Raw genomic sequence first — 12398 nt, 5'->3', positions numbered from 1 at the left:
GGTGACTCAAACAGACTGGTTTTTCGACTTGAGTCGCGCTGGGTTTCCCGCCAAGCACACCGCTAGAACGCCACACAGGATCAAGGTCCAGCCCAGCGCCTGAAACCAGGCAGCGAGCATCAGTGCACCACTAATCAACACGTAATAGAACAAGCCAAACAACGCCCCGGCAGTACCCAGGCAGTCGCCATAGCGAACCAACGCGGCGCCCAGCACGTTGGGTATCGCCATGCCAAACGCCAACACGATCAGCAGCATCGCCACAACAAAACCGCCGCTGTAGAGCAAGCCTTGAACACTCACGCCACCGATCAGCAGCACCACTGCCGCCACCGCCGACAACTGGCCACCGTCGTAACCTCGCGCCAACAGACGCTTGTTCAGCCAAGCCCCCAAGCCCGAGCCCAGCGCCAGGATCACGCCGCTGTAGCCGAACAACTCGGGGCTCAATCCGAGCCGTTCGAACTGAAACGGAGCGAGATTGTAGTAACTGAACAGCGCCACATTGAAGGCGGCGACAAGAAACGACGAACACCAGATGGAGGGGTCCTTGAGCATGCGCCACAGTGTCTTCGATAGGGGTTGCGCAGGGAGACGGTCCGGCAGGGTTTCGGGCAAGGCGCGTGCGCACCACACCAGTAAAACCAACGACAGCATCAATAGGCCGCCGAGTACGCCTTGGTAACCAAAGAGTCGTACCAGGCTGGCGCCACTGAACAAACCCATCGCTGGGCTGGCCGCGAGGGCAATACCGATCACTGAAAAAACCTGGCCCAGTTGTACACCGTGATAACGATCACGCAGGACCGTCTGGGTCACCACCGAACCAACTGCCGCACCAAACGCAGCCAGGGCCTGAACGGCCAGCAGCGCATCGAAGGTGTCGACATTCAACCCCAGCATCGTCGCGGCAGCATACAAGGCCAACCCGCTCAACATGGCGGGCCGGCGACCGATGCGGTCACACACACGCCCCCACACCGCTACACCCAGGGCGAATCCCAAGAAAAACGTGGATAACAGCTGCGCGGCCATTTCTGCACTGACGGCAAAACTCGCGCTGATGTCTGCCAACGCTGGGCTGTAGAGGGTCTGGGCAATCTGCGGGAACATCACCAAGGCAATCGCCAGGCAAAGGAAAGGTCGCGAAATCATGCAAGCCAAGCTCGTTCGAAGACGGGCGAGCAGTCTACGAAGCCATTGGCTGTCGTATTATCCGAAGCCTGACAAATAATCCTCGAAATCGGACAAGTCATGGCCTGGCTCGACGCTCATGCCCTATTCGACCCCGACCGCCATGACGCGCCGGTCATCGGTCTCGCCGCAACGCTGGGTCATCACGATTCCGGCGTACATCGACATCAGCGCGGGCAACTGTTGTTCACACGCCAGGGCTGTACTCGCATCACCCTGGCGCAGCAACTGTGCTTGCTGCCACCATCGCGAGCTGCCTGGATTCCGCCGTTGATACCCCACCGCGCCGTGATGCAACAGAGCGTGGATTATCGATCGATCTACCTGAAGGCATCACTGTGCGCTGACTTACCTTCACACGTGTGCATCATCGATGTATCGCCACTGCTACGCGCCGTACTCGAACCGATCACCGACGCAGCGTTCGACAGCGACTGGACGCAAGGCCGTAACAAGCACCTGCTGGGGTTGTGCCTGGATGAAATCCGCGAGGCACCGCAACAGCCGATGCTGCTGCCGCTGCCTCAGGACAAACGCCTGGCACCTCTGCTCGCGGCACTGCAGCATTTGCCGCCGACATTGAACGTATTGGAAGAGCAAATCGGGGCCAGTGGCCGGACCATCGGCCGGATCTTTCAACGGGAAACCGGCATGGGCTATCAGCAATGGCGGCAGCAATGGCGCCTGATGCGCGCCATTGAACTGCTCGCCACCGGCCGCGGCCTGAGCTACAGCGCTTTCGAATTGGGCTTTGCCAGCGACAGCGCCTTCATCGCCTTCTTCAAGCAAATGACCGGTTTTACGCCAAAAGCCTACTTGGGTTGATTGCCGGCCGGTTTACGCCTCAGGCATCTTGCGAAAGCCCACCGCCAAACGGTTCCAGCCATTGATGGCGTTGATCGCCACGGTCAGGTCGACCATTTCCTTGGGGCTGAAATACTCGCTCAGCAGGGCATAGTCGGCGTCCGGCGCGTGGGTGTCGCTCAGGCGGGTCAGGGCTTCGGTCCAGGCCAGAGCGGCGCGCTCGCGGCCGGTGAAGAACGGTGCTTCGCGCCAGGCGGTCACGGCGTAGAGGCGACGTTCGGTCTCGCCGTCCTTACGAGCATCGGCGGTGTGCATGTCGATGCAGAAGGCGCAGCCGTTGATTTGCGAGGAACGCAGCTTGACCAGCTCCAGCAGGGACTTTTCCAGGCCCAGTTTCGAGACGGCATTTTCCAGGGCCAGCATGGCTTTGAAGGCGTCTGGGGAAGCGGTGTAGAAATCGATACGCGGTTGCATGATGAGCTCCAGAACAATGGGGTGTAGCGCTACGTTAGCCGTGCAGTGGCGCGGTACAAATAGCCAATTGTTGGGAAGTTCGGGTGGCCAATGGCGCCGCAAGACGTGACCGGGTATTGGCCTTTTCAAGGGAGTCCAACCCTACGGGCTGTTGTGGCGAGGGAGCTTGCTCCCGCTCGGCTGCGAAGCAGTCGTCACCCGACTGACGCGGTCTGCCTGGGGAACGGTGTAGGCCATTTTGGGGCGGCTGCGCCACCCAGCGGGAGCAAGCTCCCTCGCCACAGGGGGTGTTTTCGGGGCAGGTTCAGGCCCGGCTGCGCAGCCACTGCAGGAAGCGCTTCTTGGCGACGGGCTTGGGTAGCTCGCGGGTGAGGTTCTGGGCGAGGTGGATGCGTACGTCCAGCAGGTTTTTCATGGCGTCGTTGATGTCGTGACGGGCGTCGAGGCAAGGCTTGAGGTAGCTGTTCTCGATGCGATAAAGGGTGCAGAAGGTCTTGGCCGAAAAGCTCGCCAGCGCGGCCTGTTCGGAAACGATCCCGGCTTCGCCGATCACCTCTCCCGGCCCCATGCGCCCGGCTTCGAATGGCTGGCCGTTACGCACAAGGGTCACGCTGACCACGCCGGATTCAATGATGAACAAATGATCGCTGACCTCCCCCGCCGGCAAAATCATGTCGCCGGCGCGGAAGGTCTGCAGGGTCATGTTCTGGCTGAAGGTATCTTTCTCGTCCTGGCGCAAGGTGGAGAAGATGTTCGAGCTTTCCAGCAACGCCCGAGGCCGCGACGCATCCTTGGCGGTGGCGCTTTCACTGTTGGACAACAGGCTCACGCCCGAGGCCTGCAAATGCCGGAACGCCAGGTCGAACAGCTGGTTGCGCACCTCGCGCTTCTGGGCCCTGGAGGCGACGAACCCGCTGATCTCGTATTCCGCCCCATCACTGCTGCTGCTTTTGAGCGTCACGCAGGGTGCCGGGTTGGCGAGCAAGGTCCGACAGCCGATCATCGCTCGCTCCAGCGCGTCGATCACGGTTTGCGGCCGCGCGTGAGGGCTGACCTGGACGCTGATGGACAACCCATGGACATCGCTGGGTCGACTGAAGTTGATGACCTTGGCCTTGGCCGCGAGTGAGTTGGGGATCACCGCCATGCTGCCTTGGGCGGTCTGCAACCGCGTTGCCCGCCAGTCGATGTCAGTGACCCGGCCTTCGGTGCCGTCGATGGAAATCCAGTCATCGAGCTGATAAGGCTTGGTGGTGTTGAGCACGATCCCGGAAAACACGTCGCTGAGGGTGCTCTGCAACGCCAGGCCGACGATGATCGCCATCGCCCCGGACGTCGCCAGCACGCCCTTGACTGGGAGGTCCAGCACATAGGCCAGCGCTGCGATGACGGCGATCAGGAAAATCACCGCGCCGAGCAAATCCTGCAACAAGCGCCCGGTGTGACCGACCCGCTGCATCATCACCGCGCCCATCATCACCGTCAGGGTTCGCGCGGCGAGCAGCCACCAGGCGATCTGCAACCCTGTGGCCGCCAGGTGCCGTGGCACGTCGTCGACCCACTGCGCCGGCTCCATGGGGTTGAGGCCCTCGTTGAACAGCAACATGCTGAACAAGGAAAAAATCACCAGCCGCGCGCCGATTTTCCAGTAGGTCCGATCCGCACTCACCAGCCGCCATATCAGGATGTCGAGCACAAGCAGCGCCAGGGCACAGAGCAGCGGGTGCTCGGAGATCAGAGACAGCATCGGACGGCTCCAGAAAGATCAATGAGGCGAAGATTGGCACAGAATGACCAAGCTGTAGAGATCCCCGCAGATCTCCATGTGGGAGCGTACTTGCTCGCGATTGCGGTGCGTCAGTCAATGATGCCTGGACTGTTAGACCGCTATCGCGAGCAAGCTCCCACACAGTGGGTGCGGCGTGGCTGTTGTTTTCGCGTTCAATCGTCCATCCGGCCAAAACGCCCCGAGTGGAAATCGTTGAAGGCCTGGTGGATTTCCTGCTCGCTGTTCATCACGAACGGGCCATGGCCAACGATGGGTTCGTCGATCGGCTCGCCACTGAGCAGCAGCACAACGGCATCGTTATTGGCTTGCAGGCTCAATTGGTCGCCAGCCCGGTCGAACAGCGCTAGCTGGCCGGCCTCGACCCGTTCGCGGCCATTGACCTGGACCGAGCCATGCAGCACCACCAGGGCGGTGTTGTGGCCTTCATGCAGGTCAAGGACCAAGTCTTTACCGGCCTTCAAGCGAATGTCCCAGACGTCGATGGGGGTGAAAGTCTTCGCGGGCCCTTGATGCCCCTCGAAGCGCCCGGCGATCAACCGCAGGCTGCCGGCATCGTCCTTCAGCGCAATGTTCGGAATGTCGCCTTTGAGCAGTGTCTGGTAGCCGGCCGGGGCCATCTTGTCCTTGGCAGGCAGGTTGACCCACAACTGGACCATCTCCATGAACCCGCCCTGCCGGGCGAAAGCTTCGGAGTGGAACTCTTCGTGGATGATGCCGGACGCGGCGGTCATCCATTGCACGTCGCCGGGACCGATCTTGCCGCCGCTGCCCGTGGAGTCTCGGTGCTCCAGTTCACCCTGGTAGACGATGGTCACCGTTTCGAAACCGCGATGCGGGTGCTGGCCGACGCCACGACGCTCGGTGGTGGGCGTGAATTCAGTCGGGGCGGCGTGGTCCAGCAGCAAGAACGGGCTGACGTGCTTGCCCAGGTTGTCGTAGGAAAACAGCGTGCGAACCTGGAAGCCATCGCCAACCCAATGGGGCCGTGGGCTGGTGTAGAGGCCGATGATGTTTTTCATGCTGTGTCTCCAAAATCAGGTACTGCGATTCAATGGACACAGCTTAGAACCGACACCTTTGCAGCACTAGACTGCAAAAATCGGCTTTAGCGTTCTATTTAGAGAACGACTGAAAAGCCTGGTGTCATTCAAAGGTGATTGCGCTTAGCGAACTCCGACAGTCCCACCAAGGATTGCAGGCCAAGCTTTTCCAGCAACCGAGTCTTGTAGGTGCTGACAGTTTTTGGACTCAGGAACAGGCTTTCGGCGATGTCCTTGCCGCGCATGCCCATGGCCAGCATGCGCAGGATGGACAGCTCGCGGGTGGAGAGGCTTTCCAGCGCCTGCTGTTCGCTGCGCTGCTGAAAATCCAGCCTGACGGACATCTGCGGAAAATAGGCATAACCGGACTTCAAGGCCTGGATGGCCTTGGTCAGTTCCTTGAGGTCGCTTTTCTTGGTCACAAAACCCCGGGCCCCGGCCGAGATGCAGCGGTTGCAGAAGTGCTGCGCATCCTGGGAAGTGAACACCAGCACACTGCACTCAGGGAATTGGGCCATGATCCAGACCAGCAGGTCCAGGCCATCGAAACCGTTCATCACCAGGTCGAGGATCACCAGGTCTGGCACGCACTCCTTGATGAGAGCCCTGGCATCGGCCACGCCGCTGGCGTCTCGGATGTGGGTGAACGCCTCATTCTGGCAAATAAGCCGCAGCGCCCCTCGTATGACAGGGTGGTCATCCACGATCAACACGTCTTTCAAGGCAATTCCCCAGGTCATTACAAACGGCACCGGCGCCATGACTGCACCGGACTCTTGCACAAGCGCCAGGCCCAGACACCTGTCAGATCCGACAGTGCAGACCAACGGTCTTTCTCAGCGTCCATGGCCCTGCCTGAGGGCGTGCGTCCACGGTTGCAGCGACTCACGGGCTTGAGGGTCGACCTGCTCCATCAGGCGCCGCAGGGAGACAAGGTCAGGCAGTGGCGCCTGGCTCAGGTGCATGCTCGATCGGCGCGCGACCGGCACCGGCGACAGGCTGGCCGGTTGCGCGTTGTAAATCATCCCGTGACGAACCTGTGGGTTATAGATAACAAAATCGTGCAAATCCAACGCCCCACTGGTCAGCCCGGCATTGACGACGATCAGGTCGAAGGGCTCGCTGCCGTACTCCACCAGTGTCAGCAACTCTTGCACATGGCTCACAGGGACAATCCGGAAATAGCCCTGTTGATTGAACAGGCGCTCCAGCACGATTCGATGAGCATGGTGTGGGTCGGCAATCAGGATACGGAGTGCTTTGTTCGGCATGGCAAGCTTTCCAATAGCAACGCGCCAGGTAGAAACCGGCTCAGAACATTAAAGGCCGTCAGGCTAGAGGAAGCGCTTGAAAGACGATGTAGGATTATTCCCAAAATGAAGCCAGACGAAGCCCTTGTTAGGTCTTCAGTTGCTCCGCCACGTGCTCGATGGCTTGGCGAATATCTTCCACGGCTTGGGCGAGCAGCAACGTATCGCCGCCCCGACAAGCGCTTTCCAGCGCCTCGCAGGCGGCGATCAGCCGTTGCGCCTGGACGATCCGCGCCCCACCCTTGATCCGGTGCGCCAGGTCCGCCAGGCCCGGCAAGTCTTGTCGGCTGGACAAGTGCAACAGTCGCGCCTGATCGTCGGCATTGCTGCTGACCAGTTCCTCCAGCAGTGCCCTGATGGCGGTCGTGTCGCCACCGGTCAGTTGTTCCAGGCTGGTCAAGTCGATGCCATCGTCGGGCTGAGGCGCCCCCACGTCCGGCGTGACCGAAACCAGGCACGCATTGAGCGCCCGAAGGCTGATGGGTTTGAACAGGCAATCGTCCATCCCGGCCTCGGCGCAGCGGTCCTTTTCCTCAGGCTGGGCGTTGGCCGTGAACCCCAGGATCAACCCGGGCGACAGGTTTTGCGCATGCTCTTCGTCGCGAATGGCCCGCGCGAGTTCATAACCGCTCATCAAGGGCATGTTGCAATCGGTGATGACCACATCGAAGTGCTCGCTGCGCCAGGCGTGCAGGCCTTCGACACCGTTCTGCGCCTCCTGGACACGATGGCCCAGGTAGGCCAGTTGCTGGGACAGCAGCAAGCGATTGGCCGGGTAGTCATCGACCACCAGGATCCTCAGCGCCCGGCCCGGCACCAGCGCCTCAGCCTCGACAGGCGGCAAGGTCGGCAAGGCGTCGAGCAGGGGCAGGTCCAGCAGGATCTCGACCTGCGTGCCCGCCCCCGCCACGCTGCGCAACGTCAGGGTGCCGCCCATCATTTCGCACAAGGTGCGGCTGATGACCAGCCCCAGCCCGGAACCGCTGCGGGCCGACTGGGTCGTGTGGCTGGCCTGGGTAAAGGGGCTGAACAGGCGGCGCTGGTCCTCAGGCGAAATCCCGCAGCCGGTGTCCTCGACTCGCAGGCAAATGCCCAGGCGCCTGTGTTCAATGTCCGGCTCGCCGCGCACACTCAGGCGCACCTCGCCTTGGTCGGTGAACTTGATGGCGTTGCTCAACAGGTTCGAGACGATCTGCTTGAAGCGCAACGGGTCGATCAACACGTCATGGTTGACCCCGGTGTCCAGCACCCGTTGCAGGCGCAGGTGTTTCTGCCGGGCCAGGCCCTCGAAAATCCGCGCCACCGACTCGGTCAATTCGTGCAGATTGGCCCGTTGCGGCGCCAGCGACAGCTTGCCCGACTCGATGCGGGCGATGTCGAGGATGTCGCCGATCAAGTCCAGCATGCCATGGGCCGCCCCCGACGCGACTTCGATGGCGACCCGGTCCACGATGCCTTGGTCGGCTTTTTTCAGGGCCAGTTCCAGCAGGCCGATCACCGCGTTCATCGGTGTGCGGATCTCATGGCTCATGGTCGCCACGAAGGTGGTCTTGGCCCGGTTGGCGTCGTCAGCGCTTTCCTTGGCGACGCGCAATTGCTCCAGCAGGCGCCGCAAGTAAATGACCCAGCCCAAGGTCACCAGCAATAGCAGCGCAGCGACGGTGAACCCCTGGAGAATCGTGGTGCGGTTGCGCAGCCAGTAACTGTCGTCGATCACTACCTCACTGCGCCAGCGGTTGGTCAGCTCGTCCATCTCTTCGGGAGAAATGCTCAACAGCGCCTTGTCGAGAATCGAGTAAAGCTCCAATGCGCCCCGGTTCGTCGCCAACGCAACGCGCGCGGGCAAGGTGCCGACGGTACTGGTGACCTGCAGCGTGTCGCGGTACTGGCGGGAGATCATGTAGCGGGCGCTGATCAGCGGATTGACCGCAGCGTCCGCCCTGCCGGCGGCGACCATGGCCATGGCATCGGCGGTGTTTTGTGCCGTCACCAACTGCACGCGGGGGAACTGCTCCAGCAGGAACTCGCGCAACACGTTGCCACGCACCAGCGCCAGGCGCTTGCCGGCCATCTGGTCCAGGGTTAGCGGCCCCTTGGCCCGCGCGGGCACCACCAGCACGAACGGATTCGTCAGGTACGGTCGGGTAAAGCGCAACTCGTCTTCGAGTTCGGTGCTGGGTATGGCGGTCGCCAGGACGTCGACCTTGCCGCTCTTGATCTGCCCGATCAAATCATCAACCGAGTCGCCACGCTGCACATCGAATTTCAAACCGGTGCGCAAACTGATCCTCGCCAGCACATCGGCGCCGATGCCGTGCAAATGGCCTTGTTCATCGAAGAACGTCAGCGGCAAGAAGTTTTCGTTGGCAGCGACTTTGATCCGTGGGTGAGCATCCAGCCAGCGCTGCTCCTTGACGCTGAAATGCAGCGCCTGCTGACCCGGCATGCTCGCGCCGCCAGCGCTCCAGCGCCTCAGGATGCTCATCTGTTCGCTGGCGGGGATGGCTTGCAGCGCGGCATTGATGATGCGTAACAGGCGCACGTTGTCGCGGCTGACCGCGAAGGCGAACGGCTGCACTTCCATGCGCGAAAAATCGGCCAGTTGAATATTGTTCAGGTAATTCTTGCTGATCAGGTAGTTGGAACTGATCGAGTCCCCCAGATAAACATCGGCCTGACCAAACGCCACGGCACCGATGGCGCTCAAGGTCGAGGGGAACAGCTGCAAGGAGGCTTCGGGGTAAAACGCCTCGACCGTCTCCGGCGGCAAGTAGTGATACAGCATCGCCACGCGCTTGCCCGCCAGGTCGCTGGGCAAGTCCTGGCTGTCGTTGATGCGCGCCACGAGGGTGGGCAGGTCATCGGCATAGGCCTGGGACATCGCCAGGTCCGGGTCGCTGGCTTCGAAGCCGTTGGCGGTGCCGAGCATATCGATCTCACCGCCGCGCAGGGCCTGGAGCGATTCGGCACGGGATGGGTAGCGCTGGACCTGCACCTTGATGTGAAGGAGTTGCCCGAGCAATTGCGCATAATCGGCGGTCAGGCCTTCATAGTCGCGACCATTGCCGGTGATGCTGAACGGCGCGTAGTCCGGCGCCGAGGCGCCCAACTGCAACGTGCCCTTTTGGCGCAGCCAGGTCCAGTCGGCGTCGTCCAGGGACACCGAATAATCGCTCACATTGGAGCGCCCGAGCACCCGCAGCGCCTCGGGGGCCGCGTCCACTGGTGGCACCACACTCAATGAGCCCAGCAACAGCGCCACCAGGCCTGTGCGTAAAAGCAACATCATCTGGTCAGGGTGTTTCGCTTGGCGTAGTCGGCCCGGCTCACACCGACTGCACATACAGTCAGGGTGGACCGGCTGAGGGGTTCAGACTGCCAATACGAGGGAACAGCGAACCAAGCCTGTCAAACAGCAGGAGGCTGTGAAGTGAGTGTAGGAAATTTCTGAAGAATTTCCTGCGGGTGACCAGAGACCGGGCCTATGGCCTGTGGGAGCTTGCTCGCTCCCACAGGGTTGCGTTGGCTGATAGATTTCCTGCGAGTGACTCGCCTCCACAGGGCCTATACGGCGGCGAGCAACTGATCGCGCACCGGACGCGCCTGCCCGCGATTGCTCCCGTGCTCATACAGCGAGCCGGCAATTTCATCGGCACGCACCGGCAGGATCGACAGCAAGGTATCGCTCAGGCCATGGCTGGCCTGGCAGAAGCCCTGCATGTAGATCGCCGCCTTGCAGCGCTCGTCGGTGATCAGCTTGTAGTTGCGATCCACCTCGAAATCCCCCAGGTATTGCGCCAGCGGCTCCAGCAAGGTGCGGTGCATCTGCCGCTCGTATCCTGTGGCCAGCACCACGGCGTCATAGCGGCGCACGGTCAACTCGCCAGTAGCGTTGTTGCGCACCGCCAGTTCCACGCCGGCGTCGGTGGCCGTGGCCTTCTCCACCGTAGTGAGGGTCCGGAACGCATGACGGGCGATGCCAGAGACTTTCTGGCGATAGAAAATCCCGTAGATGCGCTCGATCAGGTCGATGTCCACCACCGAATAGTTGGTGTTGTGGTACTCGTTGACCAGCCGTTCGCGCTCGCTGTGGGGTTGCTGGAACACCAGGTCGGTGAATTCCGGCGAGAACACTTCGTTGACGAACGGGCTGTCGTCCGCCGGCTTCAGGGCCGAGCCGCGCAGGATCATGTCGACCTGCACCGAAGGGAAGCTGTCGTTGAGGTCGATGAAGGCCTCCGCCGCGCTCTGCCCACCGCCGATGATCGCGATCTTCATCGGCTGGCCCTTCACGCACGGTTGGCCCGCCATGCGCTCCAGGTACTGGGAATGGTGGAACACCCGCGCGTCGTCCTTGAACACCTTGAACGCCTCGGGAATCCGCGGCGTACCACCGGCACTGACCACCACCGAACGGGTGGTACGTACGAATTCTTCGCCCTGGCGGCCGCGGGAAATCACCCGCAGGGCTTCGACCTGCTGATTGTGCAGCAGCGGTTCGATGCGCAGCACTTCTTCGCCATAGCGACTCTGTTCGGTGAAATGCCCGGCCACCCAGCGCAGGTAGTCATTGAACTCCATGCGGCACGGGTAGAAGGTGCCGAGGTTGATGAAGTCCACCAGGCGGCCATGGTGCTTGAGGTAATTGACGAACGAATACGGGCTGGTGGGGTTGCGCAGGGTCACCAGGTCCTTGAGAAAGGAAATCTGCAACTCGCTCTGGGTCACCAGGGTGTTGCCGTGCCAGCGGTAGTCGGCCTGCTTGTCGAGGAACAGCACGTCCAGTTCACCCTGGACCGGCCCGCGCTCCTGCAATGCGATGGCCAGCGCCAGGTTCGAGGGGCCGAAACCGATGCCGATCAAGTCGTGAACGATGGGCGATGCAATTGCCTGTGTCATGTCCAGTGTCCTCTGGAAAAGCCCTCAACAGGGCGCGAAAAGCCTGGGGTGACCTGCCCAGCGTTTAGGGGCCAACAAGTCGTGTGTTGAGAGGAACGAGGACAATGAAAAAAAATTTACCGCGAGACGACCGGCGTAGGCAGATTAATGCGCGTCCCACTGCCGCACGCGAACGCGGCAGTGCTTCATGGCGTTGACGATGTGTTTCTCCACCAGTGCCCGGGAAATGCCCAGGCGCTCGGCGATTTGCGGGTGGGACAGGCCTTCGAGCTTGCGCAGCAGGAAGCTCTCGCGGCACAGCGGTGGCAGCTCGGCCAGGGCACGCTGGAGCATGTCCAGGCGCTGGCCGTGGTCGAGGCTGGTCTGGGGCGACGGGGTGAAGAAGCGCTCTTCGCTGTCCAGCACCTCCAGGGATTCGACCTGGCGCAAGGTATTGCGCCGATGCCCGTCGATCACCAGGTTCAATGCCGTGCGATACAGGAACGCCCGGGGCTGTTCGATGGGCGTGTCGCTGGCGCGCTCCAGCACCCGCACATAGGCGTCATGCACCACATCCTCGGCCGCCTGGCGGTTGCCTAGCCTGGCGTTCAGGAAACACACCAGCTCGCGATAGTAGTTTTCCAACATGACTCCCGTGCGCAATGGCTGCGCCAGCTATCCCTGTGCCCACTCGGCATGCCCGGGAAAGGCAATGGCACGATAGTGGCAGATTCAATCGCGTAATTTATAGTAATTCTCATATAGATTTAAAGCTTTGGTTTGTATCAGGGCTGATTCGTTCAGTTGACGAGGCGTCGGCCCCTGACTTTTGTGGCGAGGGAGCTTGCTCCCGCTGGGGCGCGAAGCGGCCCTGAAACCTGAGTCCCGGATCCTCCAGGTTCATGGAGG

10 protein-coding genes are annotated in these 12398 nt (G+C 61.5%); 1 reads left to right on the top strand and 9 read right to left on the bottom strand.

Annotated features, from left to right (window positions below; genetic code table 11):
* Window positions 1-6 precede the first annotated feature (6 nt).
* Window positions 7-1155 (bottom strand): MFS transporter, encoded by a 1149-nt coding sequence (locus BLT00_RS24730; RefSeq protein ID WP_092149227.1) that lies wholly within the window; start codon window positions 1153-1155, stop codon window positions 7-9.
* A gap of 99 nt (window positions 1156-1254) precedes the next feature.
* Here BLT00_RS24730 and BLT00_RS24725 point away from each other — a divergent pair, with 99 nt between their 5' ends.
* Complete coding sequence (locus BLT00_RS24725; RefSeq protein WP_092149224.1) at window positions 1255-2019, top strand: AraC family transcriptional regulator; 765 nt, start codon at window positions 1255-1257, stop codon at window positions 2017-2019.
* A gap of 12 nt (window positions 2020-2031) precedes the next feature.
* Here BLT00_RS24725 and BLT00_RS24720 read toward each other — a convergent pair whose 3' ends face one another.
* From BLT00_RS24720 to BLT00_RS24685, 8 genes are all read right to left on the bottom strand, one after another.
* Window positions 2032-2472 carry a carboxymuconolactone decarboxylase family protein gene (locus BLT00_RS24720; protein ID WP_092149221.1) on the bottom strand — a complete coding sequence of 147 codons (441 nt, stop codon included), beginning with the start codon at window positions 2470-2472 and terminating at the stop codon, window positions 2032-2034.
* 304 nt (window positions 2473-2776) lie between these two features.
* Window positions 2777-4219 (bottom strand): mechanosensitive ion channel family protein, encoded by a 1443-nt coding sequence (locus BLT00_RS24715; RefSeq protein ID WP_092149218.1) that lies wholly within the window; start codon window positions 4217-4219, stop codon window positions 2777-2779.
* Window positions 4220-4413: 194 nt separating this feature from the next.
* Entirely contained in the window at window positions 4414-5280 is an 867-nt protein-coding gene (locus BLT00_RS24710) for a pirin family protein (RefSeq protein WP_063320281.1), read from the bottom strand.
* Between the two features lie 128 nt (window positions 5281-5408).
* Window positions 5409-6062 (bottom strand): response regulator transcription factor, encoded by a 654-nt coding sequence (locus tag BLT00_RS24705; RefSeq protein WP_170845957.1) that lies wholly within the window; start codon window positions 6060-6062, stop codon window positions 5409-5411.
* A 75-nt stretch (window positions 6063-6137) separates the two neighbouring features.
* Complete coding sequence (locus tag BLT00_RS24700) at window positions 6138-6572, bottom strand: response regulator (protein ID WP_092149215.1); 435 nt, start codon at window positions 6570-6572, stop codon at window positions 6138-6140.
* Window positions 6573-6699: 127 nt separating this feature from the next.
* On the bottom strand, window positions 6700-9900 hold the full coding sequence (locus BLT00_RS24695; RefSeq protein ID WP_092149212.1) for a transporter substrate-binding domain-containing protein: 3201 nt from the start codon (window positions 9898-9900) through the stop codon (window positions 6700-6702).
* Between the two features lie 275 nt (window positions 9901-10175).
* Window positions 10176-11510 (bottom strand): lysine N(6)-hydroxylase/L-ornithine N(5)-oxygenase family protein, encoded by a 1335-nt coding sequence (locus tag BLT00_RS24690; RefSeq protein ID WP_092149209.1) that lies wholly within the window; start codon window positions 11508-11510, stop codon window positions 10176-10178.
* 144 nt (window positions 11511-11654) lie between these two features.
* Entirely contained in the window at window positions 11655-12137 is a 483-nt protein-coding gene (locus BLT00_RS24685; RefSeq protein ID WP_058546861.1) for a sigma-70 family RNA polymerase sigma factor, read from the bottom strand.
* Window positions 12138-12398: the final 261 nt, after the last annotated feature.

Origin of the sequence: Pseudomonas sp. NFACC51 (assembly GCF_900103575.1) — a bacterium.
GTDB classification, from domain to species: domain Bacteria; phylum Pseudomonadota; class Gammaproteobacteria; order Pseudomonadales; family Pseudomonadaceae; genus Aquipseudomonas; species Aquipseudomonas fluorescens_Q.
Note: the sequence above shows the minus strand (reverse complement) of the source record. Positions and strands in the feature narration are given on the sequence as shown.